23 protein-coding genes, 1 other RNA gene and 1 other annotated feature are annotated in these 24,689 nt (G+C 33.4%); of the genes, 1 reads left to right on the top strand and 23 read right to left on the bottom strand.

Features of this window, described 5'->3' with window-relative positions; translation table 11 throughout:
• Window positions 1–135: 135 nt before the first annotated feature.
• Window positions 136–555: a cysteine metabolism transcriptional regulator CymR gene (gene cymR / locus CD150_RS00195; RefSeq protein WP_019469423.1), complete on the bottom strand. Its 420-nt coding sequence runs from the start codon at window positions 553–555 to the stop codon at window positions 136–138.
• A gap of 86 nt (window positions 556–641) precedes the next feature.
• Here cymR and CD150_RS00190 point away from each other — a divergent pair, with 86 nt between their 5' ends.
• Window positions 642–1,922: a replication-associated recombination protein A gene (locus CD150_RS00190; protein WP_073341818.1), complete on the top strand. Its 1,281-nt coding sequence runs from the start codon at window positions 642–644 to the stop codon at window positions 1,920–1,922.
• A 74-nt stretch (window positions 1,923–1,996) separates the two neighbouring features.
• On the opposite strand, the gene CD150_RS00185 is transcribed toward CD150_RS00190, so the two are convergent.
• From CD150_RS00185 to mreC, 22 genes are all read right to left on the bottom strand, one after another.
• Window positions 1,997–2,764 (bottom strand): tRNA threonylcarbamoyladenosine dehydratase, encoded by a 768-nt coding sequence (locus tag CD150_RS00185; RefSeq protein ID WP_046208100.1) that lies wholly within the window; start codon window positions 2,762–2,764, stop codon window positions 1,997–1,999.
• Between the two features lie 117 nt (window positions 2,765–2,881).
• Window positions 2,882–3,072, bottom strand: a non-coding RNA gene (gene ssrS, locus CD150_RS00180) — 6S RNA.
• A 61-nt stretch (window positions 3,073–3,133) separates the two neighbouring features.
• Complete coding sequence (gene aspS, locus CD150_RS00175) at window positions 3,134–4,900, bottom strand: aspartate--tRNA ligase (protein WP_073341815.1); 1,767 nt, start codon at window positions 4,898–4,900, stop codon at window positions 3,134–3,136.
• A 12-nt stretch (window positions 4,901–4,912) separates the two neighbouring features.
• A complete protein-coding gene (gene hisS, locus CD150_RS00170; protein WP_046208098.1) occupies window positions 4,913–6,175 on the bottom strand; it encodes a histidine--tRNA ligase in 1,263 nt (420 codons plus the stop codon).
• 342 nt (window positions 6,176–6,517) lie between these two features.
• A complete protein-coding gene (locus CD150_RS00165) occupies window positions 6,518–7,393 on the bottom strand; it encodes an N-acetylmuramoyl-L-alanine amidase family protein (RefSeq protein ID WP_073341809.1) in 876 nt (291 codons plus the stop codon).
• On the bottom strand, window positions 7,390–7,842 hold the full coding sequence (gene dtd / locus CD150_RS00160; protein ID WP_073341807.1) for a D-aminoacyl-tRNA deacylase: 453 nt from the start codon (window positions 7,840–7,842) through the stop codon (window positions 7,390–7,392). The genes CD150_RS00165 and dtd overlap by 4 nt, the downstream gene beginning before the upstream one ends.
• A gap of 13 nt (window positions 7,843–7,855) precedes the next feature.
• Entirely contained in the window at window positions 7,856–10,045 is a 2,190-nt protein-coding gene (locus CD150_RS00155; RefSeq protein WP_046208095.1) for a RelA/SpoT family protein, read from the bottom strand.
• 310 nt (window positions 10,046–10,355) lie between these two features.
• A complete protein-coding gene (locus tag CD150_RS00150; RefSeq protein ID WP_046208094.1) occupies window positions 10,356–10,874 on the bottom strand; it encodes an adenine phosphoribosyltransferase in 519 nt (172 codons plus the stop codon).
• Between the two features lie 15 nt (window positions 10,875–10,889).
• Window positions 10,890–13,166 (bottom strand): single-stranded-DNA-specific exonuclease RecJ, encoded by a 2,277-nt coding sequence (gene recJ, locus CD150_RS00145; RefSeq protein ID WP_103161233.1) that lies wholly within the window; start codon window positions 13,164–13,166, stop codon window positions 10,890–10,892.
• 291 nt (window positions 13,167–13,457) lie between these two features.
• A complete protein-coding gene (gene secDF, locus CD150_RS00140; RefSeq protein WP_103161232.1) occupies window positions 13,458–15,734 on the bottom strand; it encodes a protein translocase subunit SecDF in 2,277 nt (758 codons plus the stop codon).
• Between the two features lie 326 nt (window positions 15,735–16,060).
• Complete coding sequence (gene yajC / locus CD150_RS00135) at window positions 16,061–16,321, bottom strand: preprotein translocase subunit YajC (protein WP_019468514.1); 261 nt, start codon at window positions 16,319–16,321, stop codon at window positions 16,061–16,063.
• 17 nt (window positions 16,322–16,338) lie between these two features.
• Complete coding sequence (gene tgt / locus CD150_RS00130; protein ID WP_019468513.1) at window positions 16,339–17,478, bottom strand: tRNA guanosine(34) transglycosylase Tgt; 1,140 nt, start codon at window positions 17,476–17,478, stop codon at window positions 16,339–16,341.
• A gap of 24 nt (window positions 17,479–17,502) precedes the next feature.
• Window positions 17,503–18,528 carry a tRNA preQ1(34) S-adenosylmethionine ribosyltransferase-isomerase QueA gene (gene queA, locus CD150_RS00125; RefSeq protein WP_070039355.1) on the bottom strand — a complete coding sequence of 342 codons (1,026 nt, stop codon included), beginning with the start codon at window positions 18,526–18,528 and terminating at the stop codon, window positions 17,503–17,505.
• Window positions 18,529–18,530: 2 nt separating this feature from the next.
• Entirely contained in the window at window positions 18,531–19,532 is a 1,002-nt protein-coding gene (gene ruvB, locus CD150_RS00120; RefSeq protein WP_073341800.1) for a Holliday junction branch migration DNA helicase RuvB, read from the bottom strand.
• 33 nt (window positions 19,533–19,565) lie between these two features.
• A complete protein-coding gene (ruvA, locus tag CD150_RS00115; RefSeq protein ID WP_070658660.1) occupies window positions 19,566–20,168 on the bottom strand; it encodes a Holliday junction branch migration protein RuvA in 603 nt (200 codons plus the stop codon).
• 12 nt (window positions 20,169–20,180) lie between these two features.
• Window positions 20,181–20,636, bottom strand: a complete 456-nt coding sequence (locus CD150_RS00110) for an ACT domain-containing protein (RefSeq protein ID WP_046207921.1) — start codon at window positions 20,634–20,636, stop codon at window positions 20,181–20,183.
• 11 nt (window positions 20,637–20,647) lie between these two features.
• The gene (gene obgE / locus CD150_RS00105; protein ID WP_073341798.1) at window positions 20,648–21,940 is read right to left on the bottom strand and encodes a GTPase ObgE; all 1,293 of its coding nucleotides are present in this window, start codon (window positions 21,938–21,940) and stop codon (window positions 20,648–20,650) included.
• Between the two features lie 130 nt (window positions 21,941–22,070).
• A complete protein-coding gene (gene rpmA / locus CD150_RS00100; RefSeq protein ID WP_019468507.1) occupies window positions 22,071–22,355 on the bottom strand; it encodes a 50S ribosomal protein L27 in 285 nt (94 codons plus the stop codon).
• 11 nt (window positions 22,356–22,366) lie between these two features.
• On the bottom strand, window positions 22,367–22,687 hold the full coding sequence (locus CD150_RS00095; protein ID WP_046207923.1) for a ribosomal-processing cysteine protease Prp: 321 nt from the start codon (window positions 22,685–22,687) through the stop codon (window positions 22,367–22,369).
• Between the two features lie 2 nt (window positions 22,688–22,689).
• Window positions 22,690–22,998: a 50S ribosomal protein L21 gene (gene rplU / locus CD150_RS00090; protein WP_046207924.1), complete on the bottom strand. Its 309-nt coding sequence runs from the start codon at window positions 22,996–22,998 to the stop codon at window positions 22,690–22,692.
• A gap of 12 nt (window positions 22,999–23,010) precedes the next feature.
• Window positions 23,011–23,084: a sequence feature (ribosomal protein L21 leader region), on the bottom strand.
• 29 nt (window positions 23,085–23,113) lie between these two features.
• Window positions 23,114–23,638, bottom strand: coding sequence for a rod shape-determining protein MreD (gene mreD, locus CD150_RS00085; protein ID WP_046207925.1), 525 nt, complete (start codon window positions 23,636–23,638; stop codon window positions 23,114–23,116).
• Window positions 23,638–24,480 carry a rod shape-determining protein MreC gene (gene mreC, locus CD150_RS00080; protein WP_046207926.1) on the bottom strand — a complete coding sequence of 281 codons (843 nt, stop codon included), beginning with the start codon at window positions 24,478–24,480 and terminating at the stop codon, window positions 23,638–23,640. The genes mreD and mreC overlap by 1 nt, the downstream gene beginning before the upstream one ends.
• Window positions 24,481–24,689 lie beyond the last annotated feature (209 nt).

Below are 24,689 nucleotides of genomic sequence, written 5' to 3'. Positions count from 1 at the left end.
GCCATAAATAATACCTCCTTAGCAATGTATTTATTAAATACCACAATACTTAAGACGTAAACATTTAAAACAAATTTTTTTAAATATTTTCAGTTAATGACAAAGAAACGTTTTAATAAATAACAATTTTACATCTTATATATAGAACATATATCCATCTAAATTATTAGTTTCATTATAATCTGCTAAATATTTTAAAGTTGTATTATCTAATACTTCTCTAACTGCATCTCTCATTCTAATCCAAAGTTGTTTTTGCGCAGGAGGTTCAGAATCAATACTTTCTACAAATGTAATTGGTCCTTCTAACAAACGAATAATGTCACCAGCAGTAATTTCTTCAGCTGATACTCTCAATTGATAACCACCTTTTGCTCCACGAACACTTCGGATTAAACCAGCATTTCTTAATGGACCTACGAGTTGTTCTAGATAAAGATCACTTAAATTATTTTCTTCAGCTATAGATTTTAACGAAACACATCCTTGCCCTTGCTTTTTGGCTAAAGATATCATTAGTGTTAAGCCATATCTGCCTTTTGTTGATATTTTCATTATATAACCTCACTTAATTCGAATACTATATATTAACATTCTATCATTTTTTACGTTAAGATAATATTAGAAAGGTGTGAAAGATTGTGACGAACGAACCACTCGCTTCAAGAATGCGACCAAATAATATTGATGAAATTATTTCACAAGATCACTTAGTTGGTGATAAAGGTATTATACGTAGAATGGTCAATACCAAACGACTATCATCCATGATTTTTTATGGTCCACCTGGAATTGGTAAAACGAGTATTGCTAAAGCAATTTCAGGTAGTACTCAATTTAAATTCCGTCAGCTAAATGCTGTTACAAATACTAAAAAAGATATGCAACTCATTGTTGAAGAAGCGAAAATGTCTGGACAAGTCATTTTATTATTAGATGAGATACACCGTTTAGATAAAGCTAAACAGGATTTTTTACTACCGCATCTCGAAAGTGGAAAAATTGTATTGATTGGTGCTACAACATCAAATCCATATCACGCAATTAATCCTGCAATTCGATCAAGAGCGCAAATTTTCGAATTATATCCATTGGATGATAATGATATAAAAATTTCTTTAGAAAGGGCTCTCCAGGATGAATCACGTGGATTAGCTTCATACAATCCAGTCATTGATGAAGATGCGATGAATTATTTCACTACACAAAGTCAAGGTGACGTTAGAAGTGCACTGAATGCTTTAGAATTAGCTGTGCTCAGTGCTGAAGTTAAAGAAAATCAAAGACATATTACATTAGAAGATGCTAAAGATTGCTTGCAAAAAGGTGCTTTTGTCAGTGATAAGGATGGTGATATGCATTACGATGTGATGAGTGCATTTCAAAAGTCAATTCGAGGAAGTGATGTAAATGCAGCATTGCATTATTTAGCACGTTTAATAGAAGCAGGAGACCTACCTACCATTGTCAGAAGATTATTAGTGATTAGTTATGAAGACATAGGTTTAGCTTCACCTGGTGCAGGCCAACGAACTTTAGCAGCAATTGAATCTGCTGAAAGACTAGGATTTCCAGAAGCAAGAATTCCTTTGAGTCAAGCGGTCATTGAATTGTGTCTGTCTCCTAAATCTAATTCTGGAATCACTGCTATCGACGCAGCACTGTCAGATATTCGAAAAGGTCATGTAGGACAAATTCCCGACCATTTAAAAGATGGTCATTACTCAGGTGCCAAAGCTTTGGGTAGAGCAATAGGTTATAAGTATCCTCATAATTATGATAATGGATTTGTCGCACAACAATATTTGCCTGATAAATTAAAAAACAAAATTTACTATACACCTAAAACAACATCAAAAACAGAACAACAGCTTAAATCTATTTTTGACAATATCAACAAGGCACAACAAAATAATCATTAGTTTACGGTTATATCAAACAACCGCGTTAACGCATTTGAAATGACGTCCTGTGTTAACGCGGTTCGTTGATATCTTTATTTATCTTTGATTCTTGTTACAGGTATATCTTTGAGTATGTCATTAACCACATAGCTTGCACATATCAACCCCACAACACTGGGTACAAATGCATTTGATGAGGGTGGCATTTGCCCTTTCCTAGTTGGTGCATTTGCATCGCCAACTGTTTCTTTGACATCTTCTCTTATAACGATTGGACTTTCATCTGAAAATACTACAGGTATCCCTTTGTATATACCTAATTTTTTCAATTTACGACGTATCAATTTAGCCATTGGATCCATATAAGTTTTAGAAATATCTGCAATTTGGAAACGTGTCGGATCTGTTTTATTTGCGGCACCCATACTCGAAATTACAGAAATACCTCTTTCAAGACATTCTTTCATAAGATGAACTTTATATATCAGTGTATCACTTGCATCTATAAAATAATCGATATCATAGTTATTAAACAAGGCTTCGTATGTTTCTTCTGTATAAAACATATGGAGTGATGTAACTTCACATTCAGGATTGATTAATTTGATGCGCTCTTCCATTAATGTGACTTTACTTTGACCTATTGTAGATGTTAAAGCATGTAACTGTCGATTGACGTTCGTTATATCAACATCGTCTTTGTCTATTAATATAATATGACCTATATTCGTACGCGCTAATGCTTCAGCTGCAAATGAGCCAACGCCTCCTACCCCTAAAACAACAACGGTTTTTTGTTTTAATAATTCTAAACCCTCTTTGCCGTATGCCAATTCATTTCTTGAAAATTGATGTTTCATTTTTAAACTCCTTATTTAGCGAATACTATAATCATAACATTTTTACTATCCGATTAATTGTAAAACAATAAATTATAACGATAAAAAAAATACGCAAGACCGAAGTCTTGCGTACCGATAGAGTCCGTGCGTGCCGTAGTTATAAATTGCTTGATCATTCGGCCTGCTATTAACAGGTGGGTGCCCTGTTTCTTGTTTTGCAAGTCCTCCTTAAGAGGCGTGTGCGCTGCAAGAAAACCTATTGGGCTCCCGGATCAAAGAGTGTTAGGCCCAAATATGAAGCAAACTTACGAACACTACAGATGACTACCTTATGCAAGTATAATAACACATTATTAGAATTTAGCAAGAATAAAGACTTAATAAAAATTAATGTCTAATTCTTAATGAGAGTTCTTCCAATTGATTTTCTGATACTTCACTAGGTGCATTTGTTAATAAACAAGTTGCAGATGCAGTTTTAGGGAATGCAATTGTGTCACGTAAGTTTGTACGTCCAGTTAACAACATCACTAAGCGGTCTAAGCCTAAAGCAATACCGCCATGTGGTGGCGCACCATATTTAAATGCATCTAATAAGAAACCAAACTGTTCTCTAGCTTGTTCTTCAGTAAATCCTAATACTTCAAACATTTTTGATTGTAAATCTTCATTGTGAATTCTAATTGAACCGCCACCAAGTTCATAACCATTTAAAACAATATCATATGCATTAGCTTGAGCATTTTCAGGTTCAGTATCTAATTTGCTAATATCTTCTTGTTTCGGTGCTGTAAATGGATGGTGTGCAGCAGTATAACGTTTTAACTCTTCATCGTATTCAAGTAATGGCCAATCTGTTACCCACAAGAAATTCAACTTACTTTCGTCGATTAAATCTAGTTCTTTAGCCAATTTTAATCTAAGTGCCCCTAAGCTTTGAGCTACAACATTAGGCTTGTCAGCTACAAATAAGACTAAATCTCCAGATTGCGCACCAGTCAAGGCTTTTAATTTTTCAACATGGTCTGCTTCAAAGAATTTAGCTATAGGGCCATTTAAACCTTCATCAACTACTTTAACCCATGCCAAACCTTTGGCACCATATATATTAACAAATTCAGTTAAAGCATCAATATCTTTTCTAGTATAATTATCAGACGCACCTTTAGCTACAATTGCCTTCACTTGTCCATCGTTATTTACTGCATCTTTGAAGACTTTAAAGTCCATGATTTCACCAAGTTCTGAAACATTCATTAATTCCATACCAAATCGTGTATCTGGTTTATCAGAACCAAAACGCGCCATTGCTTCATCATAAGTCATTCTTGGGAATGGACGAGGCACTTCCACTTCTTTTACATCTTTTACAAGTTTTTGTAACATTTCTTCACCCATGTCCATGACATCTTCTTGATCAACAAAGCTCATTTCAATATCAACTTGCGTAAATTCTGGTTGACGGTCTGCACGTAAATCTTCATCACGGAAACATTTAACAATTTGATAATATTTATCAAAACCACTAATCATTAACAATTGTTTAAATATTTGTGGTGATTGAGGTAATGCATAAAATTCACCTTCATGAACACGAGATGGTACTAAATAATCTCGCGCACCTTCTGGTGTTGACTTAGTTAACACTGGTGTTTCAATATCATAAAAACCTTCACCATCTAAATATTGTCTAATTGAACGTGTCGTTTGATGTCTCATCTTAAACGTTTGTGCTAATTCTTGACGTCTTAAATCTAAATATCTATATTTTAGTCTTATATTTTCATCCACATTTTGATTATCCTCATTTAAGGCAAAAGGTGGTGTTTCAGCTTTATTAATAATCTCAATATCTGATACTTGTACTTCAACTTGACCTGTAGCAATTTTGGGATTTACTGTTTCCGGGTCACGTTTTTTTACAATACCTTTTACTTCAACTACATACTCAGATCTAATTGTTTCAGCTATACGTAATGCTTCTTCAGAAAAATCTGGATTAAACACAATTTGTACATAACCTTCGCGGTCACGTAAATCTACAAAGATCAGTCCACCTAAATCTCTACGATTGTGTACCCAACCTTTTAATATAACTTCTTGTTCTAATAGTGATTCAGTCACTAAACCACAATATGTTGTACGCTTACTCATGATATCTTCTCCTTAATTTCTAAAATAGTTAACAAGTTCGTTCAAATCAATACGTTCTGATTCCCCGGTCTCCATATTTTTTACATTAATATTTTTTTCTGCTAACTCTTGATCGCCAATCACAACAGTATATTTGGCATTTAATCTATCAGCTTGTTTCATTTGCCCTTTCACTTTACGCTCCATATAATCTTTGTCCGCTTTCACACCATTTTGACGTAAATCATTTAATAATTTTACTGCATAACGGTCTGCTTCTTGACCCATCGTAACGATAAATAAATCAAAGTCGTGGTCTACGTCTAATTCAATGCCTTCTTCTTCTAAGGCCATTAATAATCTCTCAATACTAAGTGCAAAACCAATACCAGTTTGACTTGGACCATCTAACAATTCAAGTAAACCATTATAACGGCCGCCCCCACATAATGTCGTAATTGCACCTTCATAATTCGGATTATCAATCATAAGTTCAAATGCTGTGTGTGTATAATAATCTAGACCTCTTACTAAGTTAGGATCTTCTTCATATTCAATGTCTAAATCATTTAAATGTTGTTTTACTTCCTCAAAATAAGTCTTTGAATTAGCATTTAAATATTCCGTAATTCGTGGTGCGGTTTTCACTGATTCTTTATCTTTATCAATCTTACAATCTAAAATTCTCATTGGATTCGTGTGCAGGCGTGCTTGGCAATCTTTACAAAAATCGCCAATTACTGGTTCAAAATGTTTAACCAAAGCTTCATTATATTCTTTACGAGAATCAATATCTCCAATACTATTAATGACTAATTTTAAATGTTTAAGACCAAATGACTGATAGATATGCATGACCATTGCCAAAATTTCAGCATCGATACTTGGATTTTCTGCACCTATGGCTTCTACACCAAATTGTGTAAATTGACGATAACGACCTTTTTGTTTTCGTTCATACCGGAACATTGGCCCATTGTAGTACAATTTTATTGGTTGATTAGGTAACCCTTGCATTTTATTTTCAATATATGAACGTACGACTGCAGCAGTACCTTCAGGTCTCAGAGTGATACTGCGATCACCTTTATCTTTGAATGTATACATTTCTTTTTGCACGACATCCGTTGAATCACCAACACCACGTGCAAATAATTCAGTACTTTCAAATATCGGTGTACGGATTTCTTCATAATTATATAATTCCATCAATTCATCTAATTTTGCTTCAATATATCGCCATTTTTTTGTTTCACTTGGTAAAATATCTTGTGTTCCTCTAGGAATATTTATCATAAAACCTCTCCTTTTATACAATAAAAAGTCCCTTGCATAACTATTCAGTTATACAAGGGACGAATATCCGTGTTGCCACCCTAATTGGTTAGAAAAAGTTATCAATGAATTTTTTCTAACCCACTTCATACGGATAACGTTCGTCACACGGCTTTAATTTCATAAAGCACCTCTTCTTGTGTTTTTATAACTAAACTACTAAGCATAATTTTCCAGCCACGAATTATGTCTCTACACATTTAAAAATGTTGACGTTTCATTTAGCATAGTCAAGAATAATAACGGTTTTAATATAGAATTCATATTTAATAATAACGAGTTATTGATTAATATGCAACCTTTTTATTCTGAAAAATATGCACGTAAACCATCGACAACTGCTTGTTCAACAATATGGCGATGTAATTGATTTGTTATCATATTTTCATCGGTTGGGTTGCTAATATAACCTAACTCTAATAAAACAGCGGGTACATTCGTCTGTCTCAATACTTGGAAGTTTTCTTGTCTAGCGCCTTTATTTGTCAGTAAGGCTTTCTTTTGTATGTACATATTTAATGTTTCTGCAAGTGCCTCTTGGTTGTTTTTAAGCCAATAAACTGTCGTTCCATTAGCTTTAGAAGATTTGAGTGAATCGTTATGTATACTGATAAAAGCATCACCTTTAATATTACGATCGTCCAAGCTCACATAACTATCTGAACTTCTCGTCATATTTACAGTAGCACCTTCTTTTTCAAGCAGTTTTTTCATTTCTTTAGCTGTCTTCAGTGTGTAAACTTTTTCAGTACTTTTCTTTTTTGTATTACTTGAAGCACCCTGGTCACTTCCTCCATGACCAGGATCAAGTACAATTGTTTTATCTTTTAGTGGTTTCTCGTTTACATTCGCATCTGCCTGAATATTTAGATTTGTATGCCAACCAGCCACCCATCCTTTATCTTTATGATTACTTGACTCAACTTCTATCCATTTACCAGACTTACCAATTTTATTATAACTTTGACCTTGGTTTGCCGGCTTAATAGTTGGATATATAGCATTAGGACCTGTTCTCAAATCAGTATCTTCAGTGATATATATCGTATTCGAATCTTCATCATTATGATTTAGAAAAGCAATGAGCATAAAAATAAATATGACAAATGCTAACGCAACAATTAGCGTTGGAAAATTTTTAAAATTATGTTTATCTAGCCAAGTATTGATTGTTTTCATACGATTTTGCCATCCTGACTTTCATAAATAATCGTCACTGGTCCATCGTTAGCAATATTTACAAGCATATCTGTACCAAATTCACCTGTTAATACATTTATGTCATAATCGCGTAAAGCATCATTAAATTTTTCATAAAGTTCATTAGCTTTATCTGGCGGCATTGAATTGGTAAACCCAGGTCTATTGCCTTTTCTTACATCTGCATATAGTGTGAACTGTGAGATAGAAAGAATCTCGCCTTGTACTTGTTGCAAATTCAAATTAAGTTTGCCATTATCATCTTCAAACAATCGGGCATTCACAATTTTTCTTACTAATGTATCAATATCAGCTTCTGTAGATGATTTACCCACTCCAACAAACAAACAATAGCCTTTATTAATTTTATTATCTATTGAACCATTAGAAACAGATGCTTCTTTCACTCTTTGAACTATAATCTTCATGTATGTTTCACCTCTAATTCCAAACTCTTGTTACTGTGTAAACATCACCAAGCTGTTTTATTTTATCAACAACTTGATAGACTTCATTTACATTTTTCACCATAACACCAATATTAATGATTGCATTTTTATCAATATCTGAACGACCAGAAACTTTAACTAAGTTACTTTTAGTGGAATTAACGGCTTGTAAAACTTCATTTAATAAACCATTGCGATCATAAGCTGTAACTTCTAAGTCAACCTGATATCGTTGTGTCGCATCTTTAGAGCGTACCCATTCGACACTAATTAATCTGTCTTTTTCATTTTTGATATTAGGGCAATCCGTTCGATGCACTTTAATACCATGACCTTTAGTGATATATCCAACAATATCATCACCAGGGATTGGATTACAACATTTTGATAATTTAATCAGTACATTTTCAATTCCTTCAACGTAAACGCCACTATCTGTAGTAATGTCGTCCTTAATGGGCACAGATTTTTGTACTTCTTGTACTGAATTCAACGCTTTTTGTTTGTCTTGAATCCGTTGTTTTTCGGTTAACTTATTTACGATTTGTAAAGCAGTCACGCCACCAAACCCTACTGCAGCAAATAAATCTTCTTCGTTAGAAAAATTATATTTATCTTTTACAACTTCTATATTGTCATCCGTTAAGACTGCATCTACTCGGTAACCCTGATCTTTTATTTCTGCTTCGACCATAAACTTACCTTTTTCAATATTAGAAGACCGATCTTGTTTTTTAAAGAAGCTGCGTATCTTACTTTTGGCACTAGAAGATTTAACAATTTTCAGCCAATCACGACTTGGACCGTAAGAGTGCTTACTTGTTCTGATCTCAACGATATCACCGGTTTTTAGCACATAATCTATTGGTTCAATTTTTCCATTAACCTTAGCACCAATCATCTTATTTCCTACCTCGCTATGTACAGCATATGCAAAATCGATTGGCACAGCACCATAAGGTAACTCTATTACATCACTTTCTGGTGTAAAGGCATATACTTTATCGCTTTGTAAATCAAATTTTAAAGTTTCCATAAACTCTTCTGCATCGGTCGTAGTACTATCCGTTTCAGCAAGTTCTTTGATCCAATTTAATTTTTTATTGAAATTTTGTGTTTTCTCAGTAACTTTTTTACCTTCTTTATATGCCCAATGTGCTGCAACCCCATGTTCTGCAATTTCATGCATTTCATAAGTTCTTATCTGAATTTCTAAAGGATCGCCATTGGGTCCAACGACCGTAGTATGTAGAGATTGATACATATTTTGCTTCGGCATAGCAATATAATCTTTAAATCTACCAGGCATAGGTTTCCATAGTGTATGCACAAGACCCAATACAGCATAGCAATCGTTGATTGAATTAACGATGATTCTAATAGCTAATAAATCAAATATTTGATCAAATTGTTTCTTTTGTTTAACCATTTTTCTATAAATACTATATATATGTTTAGGTCTACCATTAATATCGCCGATTATATTCATTTTTCCCATTTCTGTATCTATGCGATTGATAGCATTTTGTATATATTCTTCTCGTTCACTACGTTTTTTCTTCATGAGATTAACGATTCTGAAATATTGCACACTATCAATATATCTAAGTGCTGTATCTTCTAATTCCCATTTAATCGTATTAATCCCTAATCTATGTGCTAAAGGGGCATAGATTTCTAAGGTTTCTTTTGAAATCCTTATTTGTTTCTCTCGTGGCATTGCTTTCAATGTTCTCATATTATGTAACCGATCCGCTAATTTAACAAGAATAACGCGGACATCTTTAGCGATGGCAATAAATAGCTTGCGATGGTTCTCTGCTTGCTGTTCTTCTTTAGAACGATATTTTACTTTTTTTAACTTCGTCACGCCTTCTACGATTATGGCAATTTCTTCATTAAACATGCCTTTTACATCATCAAACGTATAAGGTGTGTCCTCAATCACGTCATGTAAAAAACCTGCAACAATGGTTGGACCATCTAAATGCATTTCGGTTAAAATCCCAGCTACTTGTATAGGATGCATAATATATGGCAAGCCATTTTTACGAAATTGACCTTCGTGTGCCTCATAAGCTAGATGGTAACTTTTCAATACATATTCATAATCTTCTTTTGACAAATATGATTTTGCTTTAGATAATACTTCGTCCACACTGTATGGATATTCATTGTTCACTTAAGACACCCCTATACTAAATATTAATCATGATTAGATACCCAGTATTATTTTATATCGATTGTAACGTATTTTTACGCTATTAGGTCAAATTATGTATAATAGTTATATAATACTACATGTTATTAAATAAATAAATGCGTACCTTTGACAATTGGCAAAATGTAGTTGAATTTTAATTTTTTTAATACACATAAAAGATGTTTCAGTTAATTAATCATAAATACTATTTTAATAAATATAAAGAGCCAAATGAAATCATCTTAAATGTTTTCATTTGGCTTTAAAATTTCGTCAATTATAAATATTATTATTCATCATATGAGATTAAACTCATTACATCATACGCTTTAATTTTTTCAATACCTTTTAAATATTTTAATTCTATAATGAAAGCAATTCCTACAACTATACCACCTAATTGTTCAACCAACTTAATTGCCGCTTCAATCGTACCACCAGTAGCTAGTAAATCATCCGTAATCAACACACGTTGCCCTGGTTTAATTGCATCTTTGTGCATAGTTAATACATTTGTGCCATACTCCAAATTATACTCATACCGAATGACTTCTCTAGGAAGTTTGCCTTCTTTTCGCACTGGTGCAAAGCCAATACCCATTGAATATGCGACAGGACAGCCAATGATAAAACCTCTAGCCTCTGGTCCTACAACGACATCAACATCTCGTTGTTTTGCATATTTAACAATTTGATCCGTGGCATATCCATAAGCTTCACCGTTGTCCATTATTGTTGTGATATCTTTGAAGTTAACCCCTGGTTGTGGCCAGTCTGAAACTTCAGATACATATTGTTTTAAATCCATACAAACTTCCTCCTATTATTGTACCAATTCATCTTTTATCCATTGCTTTAAGCGATTAAAATCTTCATAAAGCAATAACTTTTCAACTTCAATTCTATCAATACGACTTTGATAATATTTACTCGAAGCAATGTCACGTTTCGTTGAAACATCTTTTAATTTGATTATACCATCTTCAACTTGAATAAACTCTAAATCCAAGAAAACTTTCAAGATAAATTTAAGCATGTTTGGTTGAATATTTAAAAATTTACTTAGTTGTACGCCTTCATTAGCTAAATTTGTTTCTTTTTTAGTAGCAAGTGCCTTAAAACATTGTTTAAATGTTTCCATTTTTGGCATACCTTCGAAGTATATTGATCTATCATGATTTAACACGAGATATATTTGGGATATATCAACAGTTTTTAATGTTGTTTTTAAATCATTTATAGACGTTGGCAGATCTCTAAAGACATATTTTTCATAGTTATTACTAATTTCATCACCATAATAATGATAATTTTCACCTAACTTTTCACTTCTTTGATGAATTAAATAAGCAACATCCTTAGCATCAGCTTTTAAATCATTTACTTTGTTTTTACTTCTATAGTCTAAAATCTGTAAATTATGACTCGCTAAATCTTCAATCATAAATTGAGGCGATTGAAATCCATTCCATTCATTAATTTGTAATGTGCCAATGACATTAATAGGTTGTTGTACACCCAATTCTTTTACTAAAGCACCATTTTGCCAAAAAATTGCTTGTAATTGACTTTCACCGATAACGAGTTTCAAATGTTTTTTCTCCTGACCAATGCCTTTAACTTGTTGTACAAGAACGTCTTGTAATTCAAAGCACGGGCTAGTGAAATCTGTGCCAAATGGTCGTAATCTCTGAATATCTTTGATGTTTTGTATCGTAATGTCACTTTCTGAAATCAATACATCAACTTTTTTTCGTGGTTCAAGTGAAGTTGTTTTGGCTAATTGTGCCATCCACTCATTTAAACTGTTTTGTAGTTGTTGAATATTTTCTATAGGCATTGTGATCCCAGCTGCCATATGGTGACCACCGAATTTTGTAATTAACTGAGAATAATCACTTAAAATTTCAAACATCGACACTTGATCGATGCTTCGAGCTGAACCTTTTGCGTGATTTTGAGCTTCATCTATATTTAAAATTAATGTTGGTAGACTGTATGTTTCCACAATTTTTGACGCTACAATACCAAGTACACCCTCATGCCAATCTGCTTTGGCTAACAATAAAAATTTTGAGCCTTGCTGTACTTGTTCTTCTGCCATTACAAGTGCTTCTTCGGTAATTTGAGACACGATGTCTTTACGCTCTTGGTTAAAAAATTCAACTTGTTCGGCTAAAAACATCGCTTCATCTTCTGTTTCAGTCATTAGTAGCTCTGCAGCAAGTGCAGCATCTTCTAATCGACCAACAGCATTTAATCGAGGCCCTATAATAAACCCGACGGTCTCCTCGTTGATTTCATCATTATAACCTGCTTGATTAAGTATAGCCTTTATTGATGGCGGACAATATTTATTTAATGATGCTAAACCGTTTTGAACCAATGTTCTATTTTCATCCGTTAAAGATACTAAATCAGCAATTGTTCCAATTGCAACCAAACCTAAAAAATAAACAGGTGGTTCTTCCAATAAACATTGAGCTAGCTTATAAGCAACGCCCGCACCACATAAATATTTAAAAGGATATTCAAACTCAGGATGCATTGGATGGACAATAGCGTATGCATTAGGCATCGTTTCACCAATTTCATGGTGGTCTGTGACAATAACATCAACACCCAAGTCTTGAACCATTTGTATTTCATCATGTCCTTGAATACCATTATCTACAGTTATGATTAAAGATATCCCCTCATCATAGGCATTCTTAAAAGCCAATTCATTAGGACCATAACCTTCAGAAAAACGATTTGGTATATACCAACCTACATGGGCACCAAGTTCTTTCAATGTAGTGACCAATATAGTCGTTGAAGTAACACCATCCGCGTCATAGTCACCATATACTAAAATCTTTTGATTTTGATCTATCGCCACATTGATACGTTCAATAGCTTTTTCCATATCGCTCATCTTCCAAGGATCATGTGTCATTTGGACTCCTTCTAAAAGATTACGAATATCGGTTTCATCTGTAATACCTTTACTTTCCAAAACTTTTTTTACAATAGGAGTTAGCTTTAAATCTGCTGAAATATGATCTGATATTTCAACTTCAGGTAATTTAACGTCCCAATTATATTTTGATTTAATCATACTATTCTCCCTCATTTCCACAAGCAATTATACAAAAGAATCTAAAAAATAAAAAGTAGTAACCTTTAATTCAACCATAACTTAAAACTCCTATTCTTAATAGTTGAATAGTTTATGACATAAATAAATCATTTATCTATGAGTGCATGCATAGTCAAAAATTACAATACATTCAATATAAAAAATGACTAATCCGCTTTTACCACGGATTAGTCATCTATTTTAGAAACGGGCTTTTTCTCCCATACTGATTTATGATTGATTTTTAAGTTAGTACCTATTAGATATTAATTAAACTAATATTTTTTCATCATTTGATTTTTTCTCTTTATATACAATAAGTTTATTGTCGTCTGATTTTTTAAGCTGACGTTTTTTCATAATTCCCCATAAAGGAACAGCTATAAATACTGATGAGAACACACTAGATATTAAACCAATTAACAACGCTAATGAGAAATTGAAAATACTTGGTGCACCGAATGCTAGTAGCGCAACTACAACAATAATCACTGTCAGTACTGTATTGATAGAACGCGTCATTGTTTGACGAATCGATCTATTGACAATATCATCGATTTGTTCAGGTTTCGTAATCACTTTTATTTTATGCAAGTTCTCACGCACCCTGTCAAACGTTACAATCGTATCATTAATTGAGTAACCAATGATAGTTAGCACGGCTGCAATAAATGTAATATCAACTTCTAATCTAAATAGACTGAAAACTGCCACAATCATAAATGCATCGTGTAATAATGCTAGTACAGAAGACAGTCCCATACGCCATTCAAATCTGAAAGTGATATAAATAATGATACCAATGGCAGCATATAATAATGCCATCATCGCATTTTTAGCCAATTCTTGACCTATAACTGGTGAAACAGTATTTACCGTTGGATCATTGCCAAATGATTTATCAATAGTGTTCTTAATTTTTGAAACTTCATCTTTAGATAAATCATTTTTAAATTGTACTGTTGCATTTTTACCATTTTCACCTAAAGAAACTTGTGTAGGTTTAAAATCTTGTTCTTCAAGTGTTTTTGTCACTTTCGCTTCAGATATTTTATCTTTTGATTCAAAGTCAACTCTTGTACCACTTGTAAAATCAATACCTAAGTTTAGTTTGAAAATAAACAGTATCACTGCACCGACAATTAAAATTAGTACGCTTAGTGACAACAATGGCTTGGCTAACTTCATGAAATCCCAACGCTCATAAGGGGTTTTTAAATCATGAACTTCCTTACCTTCATTTATATCTGCAATATGATGCTTGTTCACACCAAACAACCAAGATGATTTTTTGAAGAAATTTGAAGAAACAAGCAATGATAGCAACCATCTGGATAAAAATACTGCTGTTACAAAAATCATTAATATGCCAAGTAACAACATCGTTGCGAAACCTTTAACAGAACTTTCACCAAAGAAGAACAATACAGCAGCAGCAATCACAGTTGTAAGCTGCGCATCTACTATGGTTAAGAATGAACTTTTATTCGCTTTTTTGTAAGCTTGTTTAAGTGTTCGTCCAATTTTCAGTTCATCTTTAATCCGTTCATACATGATAATATTCGCATCGACTGCCATACCGACACCCAGCACTAAAGCTGCAAGGCCTGGTAACGTTAAGACACCAGAAATGAAATTAAATGCTACTAATGTTAAGTAAATATAAACAGTAAGTGCAATAACAGCTACTAATCCTGGTAAACGATAGAAACCTAACATAAATAAATAAATAACTGCAATACCAATTGCCGCAGCAAATATGGTTTTATCTAATGCATCTTGTCCAAATTGTGCACCTACTGAATTAGAGTAAATTTCATTTAAATCTACAGGTAATGACCCGGAATTTAATAAATCAGCAATTTGTTTTGCTTCTTCAATCCCTTTTTCACCTTTAAATCCACCAGAAATTTCCACACTATCTGAATTGATAGGTTTGTCAACTGAAGCAGCAGACACGTATTTTGGATCTTTTTTATTCATTTCTTTATGGTAAGTATCACCTTTTTCGTGATCTAGCCATACAACCATGACATTTTCATCTTTTTTTGAAATTTCTTCTGTTACTTTTTTAAATTTATCACTATCTTTTAATTTAAAAGTAACCGCGGGCTGATTCGTATTTTGTTTGAATTCTTGTTTCGCTGAACCCTGTTGTATATCTTTACCCGTAAGTTTGATATTGTCATCAGCATCACGAATCGTTAAATTAGCTTGTGATGATAAAATTTCTCTAGCTTGAGATTGATTTTTTATACCTGCTAATTGTACACGGATTCTATTTTTATCTTCCACTTGAATTTTAGGTTCAGAAACCCCTAAAACGTTCACACGGTTTTCAAGTGTTTTTGCTGTGGCTTTGACAGCTTTATCATCAATTTTATCTCCTTTTTGTAAAGGATCAACTTGATATAAAACCTCAAAACCACCTTGTAAATCTAATCCGAGGCTGACATTTTTAACTACATTTTTATATGTAAGTCCTATCCCGCCTAACAATAGAACCACAAGTAATATAAATGCAACTATTCTACTACTCTTCTTCACTTGAACACCTCATTGTAAGCTTATGTTATAATTTTTTCAGAATTCAATCGCCATCTTTATCATTTACTCGGCGATTAAACTTTTTCTCAATAACCTTACATATTTTAACACATTACATGTAGTGTAAAAACAAACTTAACTTATTTGTAACTTCTTTTTAAATGTAAGTGTTATCAATTGTAATGATTACTTAAGCTATATAAAATATTTGCTTTTGTCTATCTTTCATTATAACACCAACTATATCTTTAAAGTCCAATATCTTTAGGTTTTGTTAAACAAAAAACGAACTGATAGTATATATCAGTTCGTAATTATAACGTGATTTATGAAGGATCAACTTGTTTAATAGCTGGCTTTTCTAGAGTAATTTCTGTACCGTTGCCATTTAAAGTTAATACAACTGTAGTTTCGTCAACGCTACGTACAGTTCCTTTAATGCCACCTATAGTCGTAACGTGTTGTCCAGATGAAATCTGACTAATCATTTCACGATGCTCTTTAGCCTTTTTCTGTTGTGGTCTAATTAAGAAGAACCACATTAATACTAATAATAATATCGGTAATATCAATGAAGTAAATTGCATATAGTTATTGCTCCCTTTTAAAAGTTTTTTGGGTTTTCTACATTTAGTCCATACTGTTCAAAAAATTCTTCTTTAAAATCAAGTAAACGATCATCACGAATAGCTTGTCGGATGTTTTCCATTAATTTCAGCAAGAAATGTAAATTATGATAAGTAGTAAGACGGATACCAAAAGTTTCTTCTGCTTTTATTAAATGCCTTATGTATGCTCTACTATAATTTTTACAAGTATAGCAGTCACAATTATCATCAAGTGGACCTAAATCTTCAGCATATTTAGCATTTTTTATAGTAACACGGCCATGTGAAGTCATACATGTACCATTACGTGCAATACGCGTAGGTAATACACAATCAAACATATCCATACCTCGAATGCTACATTCTATTAATGCATCTGGCGAACCCACACCCATTAAATAGCGCGGTTTGTCTTTAGGCATAAATTGTTGTGTATGCGAGACCATATCATACATTACTGGCTTTGGTTCTCCAACAGATAAACCTCCAATTGCATATCCAGGAAAATCCAACGCCACTAACTCTTCAGCGCTTTGTTGACGTAAATCTTTATATTCTCCACCTTGGATAATACCAAATAAAGCTTGATCTTCGGGTCTTTGATGCGCTTGTAAACATCTAGCAGCCCATCTACTTGTTCTTTCGATTGAATCTTTTACATATTTATATTCAGCTGGCATAGGTGGACATTCATCAAATGCCATCATAATATCTGAACCAAGGTCATTTTGAATCTGCATTGATTTTTCAGGACTCAAGAATAATTTCGAACCATTAGTATGATGACGGAATTCAACACCTTCTTCAGTAATTTTTCTTAAATTACTTAAACTAAATACTTGAAAACCACCTGAATCTGTCAGTATTGGACCATTCCAGTTCATGAACTGATGTAATCCCCCACTCTTTTTGATAATATCATTTCCTGGTTGCAACCACAAATGATATGTATTTCCTAATATTATTTTTGCTTCCATCTGATGCAATTCTTCAGGACTCATCGTTTTCACTGTGGCTTTGGTTCCAACAGGCATAAACATTGGTGTTTCAAACGATCCATGAGGTGTATGCACGATTCCTAATCTTGCTCCAGATTGTTTACATGTTTTTATATGTTCATACGTTACAGCTGGCATACAAAAACTCCTTTCGTTTCATTCCTATAAAATTAACATTGCATCGCCGAAACTAAAAAATCTATATTCCAATTTGACTGCCTGTTGATAGGCGTTCAGTATGTAATCTCTTGAACTAAATGCAGAAACTAACATAACTAATGTGGATTTCGGCAAGTGAAAGTTGGTAATTAATCCATCTATCGCTTTAAATTTAAAGCCAGGATAGATAAAAATATCAGTCCATCCACTGTCTGCTACAAAATTGTTACGTGATTGCATGATTGTTTCCAATGTTCTAGTAGAAGTCGTACCTACTGAAATGATACGATGCCCATTTGATTTTGTATGGTTTAGTAAATCTGCCGTATCTTGATCCATCTGATAATATTCACTATGCATTTCGTGATCATCTATATTTTCAACACTCACAGGTCTAAATGTACCTAATCCAACATGCAAAGTAATGAATGCGATATTAACACCTTTAGCTTGCAATTGCTCAAGTAGTTTATCGGTGAAGTGAAGTCCAGCTGTAGGAGCCGCCGCCGATCCGGATGCTTTTGCATAAACGGTTTGATAACGATCTGGGTCATCCAAACGCTCTTTAATGTAAGGAGGTAAGGGCATTTCGCCTAATTCATCCAAGCGCTCTTGTAATATACCTTCATAGTTTAAACGCATGATTCTTCCGCCTTGATCTAATGTTTCGATACATTCAGCTACTATTTTGCCTTCGCCAAAAGACAATTTGTCTCCTACTTTAATTCTTTTTGCTGGTTTCAATAAGACTTCCCAGTCATTATCTTCGAGTTGCGTTAGCATCAGCATTTCCACTTTTGCACCTGTTTCTTCTTTCAAACCAAATAAGCGTGCAGGCATGACTTTTGTGTCATTAAGTACTAATGTATCTCCTGCTTCTAAATAATCAATGATATTTTTAAAGTGTTTATGCACAATATTTCCAGTTTTTCTACCAAGCACAAGCAATCTACTCTCATCTCTAGTTTTTAGAGGCGTTTGAGCGATTAATGATTCTGGCAAATGATAATCAAATGCTTCAATATCCAAAACTATTCCTTCTTTCCATTCTTACTAAAATGTTCATAAGCATAAGCTGTCGCTCTACGCCCTCTTGGTGTACGTTCAATAAAACCTTTTTGTATTAAAAATGGTTCATAAACATCTTCTATTGTGACACGTTCTTCTCCAATAGAAACAGCAATTGTATCTAAACCTACTGGGCCACCTTTATATTGTTCTAGGATGCAGTTCATCATCTTATGATCAATATAATCTAATCCTTCATCATCTACTTGTAGCAATGCTAGTGATTGTTTTGTCGTATCAATACTAATCAATTCATCTTCTTTAACTTGTTGAAAATCTCTTACGCGTTTTAATAGTCTGTTCGCAACTCTCGGTGTACCTCTACTTCTTTTCGCAAGTTCAATTGCACTTTCATCATCAATAGTCGTACCTAATACTTCTGCGGTGCGTATTATAATTTCTTTTAATTCATCTTCTTTATAATATTCTAATCTCAGGTGAACACCAAATCGATCACGTAAAGGCGCAGTTAAGCTTCCTACTCTAGTTGTAGCACCTATCAATGTAAAAGGCGGCAAGTCTATACGTATACTTCGTGCTTCTTCTCCCTTGCCTATTACAATATCAAGAAAGAAATCTTCCATTGCTGAATATAAAACTTCTTCCACAACACTACTTAACCTGTGTATTTCATCGATAAACAACACGTCTCCAGGTTGTAAACTAGACAGAATGGCTGCTAAGTCACCCGGTCTTTCAATAGATGGTCCAGATATGGTTCTAATATTAACTTCCATTTCATTCGCGATGATATTGGATAAAGTTGTCTTGCCCAATCCAGGGGGACCAAATAATAGCACATGATCTAACGGTTCTTTCCTAATTTTAGCTGCTTTGATAAAAACTTCTAAATTTGATTTAATCGTTGACTGTCCTATATATTGGCGTAATCTTTCTGGTCTTAAAGATAACTCAAATGATGATTCATCTTCATGCATAGATTGATCTACCATTCTATCATCCATTTGTAATTCCCCCTTCTTAAAATTTCAACAAACTTAAGCTATGAGCAATTGTAAACCACGCTTCACTGCATCGTCTATTGAGTCAAAAGATTCTTTATTTAAAGTTTTTTCAACTTTATTTAGCTCTCTCTTAGAATAACCTAGCGCTTCTAAAGCTAGTAACGCTTCTTTAACAATAGCAGAATTTTGCTGATCATCATGTTCTACATTAAATAAGTGACTACTATCTTCCTCAGTTATTTGTACTTTACCTTTAAGATCTAAAACAATTTGACGCGCTGTTTTTTTACCTATACCTGGGAATTTTGTTAAATAAGCATCATTTTCATTCTCAATTGCGACTTTCACTTCATTTGGTGAGCTACTAGCTAAAATTGCTAATGCTGATTTAGGACCTATGCCTGTCACTTTAATTAAACTTAAGAACATATCTTTTTCTTCTTGATTAATAAACCCATAAAGCAGCTGTGCATCTTCTCTTACAATCAATGAAGTATGGATCAAAATCTCTTGATCTTTATATTTTTGAAATCGATATGAGTTTGGCGTTTGAATCTCATAACCTACACCCGAAGCTTCTAACACTACATGAGTAGGATTTAAAACAGTTAAAGTTCCTTTAATATATGCGTACACAGTCACACTTCCTTATATAGTCATACTAATGAGTTCAACATTAGAAATATGTTCAATCTTTTTCAATGAATTTATAACTTCATCTATTTCTAAATCCGTGTCTTTACCATCTAATGATAGTGTAATGGTAGCTCTACCGTCCATCGGTATACTTTGATGAATCGTCAGCACTGACAAATCTAATTTAGAAAGTGTATTTAAAACTTTAGCTAACATACCTATGATGTCATTTACATACAATATCAATGTAAACTCTCTTGTTTCCTCTAATTTTTCGTCAACTGGAAATATCGTGTCTCGATATTTATAAAACGCACTACGGGATAAATCGAATTGCTTCACTGCTTCAAATATGGACAATGATGGGTCATTTTTCAAAACTTCTTTGATTTGTAAAGTTTTAACCACTGACTCAGGTAAAACATCTTCACGAATTAAATAAAACTTTTTATTTTCATTTTTGTCCATATCAAGCACTCCTATTCAACAAATTCAAATTCTCCACCAAGTATTCTTACAATATCTCCATTTTCACAACCACGTTCACGTAGTGCATCGTCAATACCCATTGAACGCATTTGACGCGCAAAACGTCTAACGGCTGGATCACTATTAAAGTCAGTCATTTTGAACATTCTTTCTATGGCTTTACCACTCACTACGTAAGCAGCATCATCGTCTCTTGTAATCGTAAATGCATCCTGGCTAGGCGTGTGTTTATAGACAACTCTATTAACACCCAAATCTTCTTCTTCCTTATTAAAATCTACATCTTTAACTTCTTCTAGTGTATCAGCAATAGCATATAATAATTCATCAATATTGTCGTGCATTACTGTAGACAACGGAATAATACGTACACTGGTATCATTTAATTGTTCTTTAAAAATAGTTAGATTATCTTCTGAATCGGGGATATCCATTTTATTAGCAACAACTATTTGTGGTCGATCTTCTAATCTATGTTCATAAGCTTTTAATTCTTCATTAATAATTTGATAATCTTCGTAAGGATCTCGACCTTCTGAACCACTCATATCAATCATATGCACAATTACTTTGGTTCTCTCAACGTGTCTTAAAAACTGATGACCTAATCCGATACCTTCAGAAGCGCCTTGTATAAGACCAGGCAAATCCGCCATCACAAAACTTCGATGATCTTTGGTAGAGACAACACCTAAGTTAGGTTTAATAGTCGTAAAATGATAAGCTCCAATCTTTGGTTTTGCTTTAGAAACTGTTGATAGTAATGTAGATTTCCCAACACTTGGGAAACCGACTAAACCAACATCTGCAAGTAGTTTTAATTCCAAAGTAACCTCAATTTCTTCACCTGGTTCACCATTTTCACTAAAATCTGGTGCAGGGTTTCGTGGAGAAGCAAAGCGTGAATTCCCACGACCACCACGACCGCCTCTAGCAACTGTAGCACGCTGTCCATTCTCTACTAAATCTGCTAATACTTCTTCAGTTTCAACACTTTTAATGATTGTACCTGGTGGCACTTTTAATACTAAATGCTCAGCGTTTTTCCCGTGCATATTACTACTTTGGCCACCTTCACCTCTTTTAGCTTTGAAATGTGTTTGATATCTGAAATCTAATAACGTTCTTAGACCTTCATCTACTTCGAACACAATTGAAGCTCCGTTACCACCATCACCACCAGCTGGTCCACCAAATGGTACGTATTTTTCTCTTCTGTATGCAGTTATGCCATTACCACCATCACCAGCTTTAAGTGATATTTTAACTTGATCAACAAACATGATTTCACCTCTTTTTTACTAATATTTAATTTACATATCTTGTATATTATAGCATTTTCTAGTTATCTAGAAAATAAAGACAAAAATAAACACCAGAAGTCATCACTTCTGGTGTTAACATTAACAAAAATTACTCAGCAGCTGCGTATACAGATACTTGTTTTTTGTCTCGACCTTTACGTTCGAATTTTACAACGCCGTCGATTTTAGCGAATAATGTATCGTCGCCACCACGACCAACATTTTCACCAGGATAAATTTTAGTACCACGTTGACGGAACAAAATAGAACCGCCAGTAACGAATTGACCATCCGCACGTTTAGCACCTAAACGTTTTGATTCAGAGTCACGTCCGTTTTTTGTAGAACTTACCCCTTTTTTAGATGCGAAGAACTGTAAGTTTAATTTTAACATTTGGTTGCACCTCACTTATAATTTAATCTAATATTTTCTTTGTATTCTTCTTCAATTGTCTGCAAAGAGACTAACATTGCCTGAAGAATTAATTGCGCTTTTTCGTTATGTGTATCGACACTTCTAACATGGAAGTATCCACCGTCATCACTATAGTCAATGTCGGGTTTCTCAGTTGTTAATCCCATTATAGCATTAACACTACCGAAAATAACTGCAGATGCTCCTGCACATACGATGTCATAACCATACTCACCATGTTCGGCATGACCATCCATGACAACGTCTGTTACTTGGCCCGAATCATTTAATGTAACATCTACATTAATCATAATTATGCGTTGATTTTGTCGATTGTTAATTTAGTGTATGGTTGACGATGACCTTTTTTACGTTTAGAGTCTTTACGACGTCTATAAGTGAAAACAGTAATTTTTTTACCGCGACCTTGTTTGTTTACAGTAGCAGTAACTGTTGCACCTTCAACTGTTGGCGCACCAACTTTAACTGAATCTCCACCTACAAATAATACTTTATCAAAAGTGAAAGAATCACCTTCATTTACGTCTAATCTTTCAACGAAAATTTCTTGTCCTTCTTCAACTTTCACTTGTTTTCCACCTGTTTCAATAATAGCAAACATACTTTGCACCTCCTATAATTTAAGTCACGCCAAAATCAGGTGACATCACTGTACTTGAACCTGAATTTGAGCGGTTGTATGTAGCTAGAAACTACTCAACTACTGCATTTTAGCATTACAATCTTTTACTGTCAATCTTCAATTGGATTTTTTTGAGAAATTTTGTTATTAGCGGATACAAAATAATTAATAAAATAAAGTTTAGTATAAACGTCGGTAACATTCTAAAAATCACAAATTCAAATAAATTAAATTGAACTAATCCTAAAGCACTATATATAATTGCTACATAAATTTCTAACACGAGTGTACTCAACAATACGATTGTAAATAGCATCGAATGATCTCGATAAAATACTTTGAAGAAAAAATCCATGATGACAACTAATAAAATATAACCAAATAAATATAGTCCGTAAAAACTTCCATAATATAAATCGGTAATTAATCCTAAGACAATTGAGAAAACCATTGCTACACCAAAACCTCTATAGACACTCATGATTAAGATGTACATTATCGTTAAATGAGGCACGAAGATGATTTCATTTCCAGAAATTTGCATAGGTATCACTAGTGCAATTGCAGTATCAATATAAAAAAGAATGATACCAATAAGAAAGTAGTAAAACGTACGCATTAATTATCACCACTTTCAGTATCAGGCACCGTATTAGGGTCTCTTTTAGCAACATAAACATGGCTTAAATCAGCTAAATCAGTACCAGTTTTTACTCTAACTTCTTTAGATAAGCCATACTCATCATTTTCAACTTTTGCTACTTCACCTATGTATAACCCTGTTGGAAGCTGATCAGCTAATCCACTTGTAACTACTTTATCTCCTTTTTTAATACTGTCTTTATTGTTAATATCAGATATTACAAGCTCTTCAGTTTTAGCATCATAATGGTCGATGAGACCAAACACGTTTTTGTCATCATGTTGAATATTGACAGATAAGCGATTCGCCCTTGTATTTGTTGATATTAAATCTACTTGTGAAGAGAATTGATTCACTTTAGAGATACGTCCAACTAATCCATCAGAAGTCATTACTGCCATATTATTTTTGATGCCATCTTTTGCACCCTGATTAATCACTAATGTATTCATCCACTGATCAGGATTTCTTGAAAGAACTGTGCTTGAAATTGGATCAAATTTAGATATATCTTCAATATCTAATTCTTTTTTATACTTTTTATTTTCTGATTTTAACCTTTGATTTTCTGCTTCTAACTGTTTTATTTCACTTGATTGCTTTTTGGAGTCGCCATTAGAAAAAATACTATTGATAGATCCAGTAACAAAGTGGACTGGATAACTCACAGCTTTTTGGCCAAAAGCAACCGTATCTCCCACATATTGTTCAACATGTGATTGTGATTGTGAGCGTAATGACACACCAATCAAGGCTATAAACACAATGATTGCACATAATATAACAATCAATTTGTTGTTTCTAAAAAACTTTGACAACCTAAACACCTCTATTAACCAACTATTTTATCTTCTTCTTATCATTTTATATTACTACTAAAACGAAATAAAGCACGAACATAAAGAATATAGAACAAAATTTATTTACGGATTTAAATATGAAGATAAGTTTATTATATTTTATATTCAAACATTGTGATAACTTGTATTATAGCAGTAATTATATAGAATAGTGTATTATTTAGTAT

The sequence above is a fragment of the Staphylococcus ureilyticus genome, assembly GCF_002902235.1.
Lineage (GTDB): Bacteria > Bacillota > Bacilli > Staphylococcales > Staphylococcaceae > Staphylococcus > Staphylococcus ureilyticus.
This window is presented reverse-complemented; position numbering and strand designations above follow the sequence as displayed.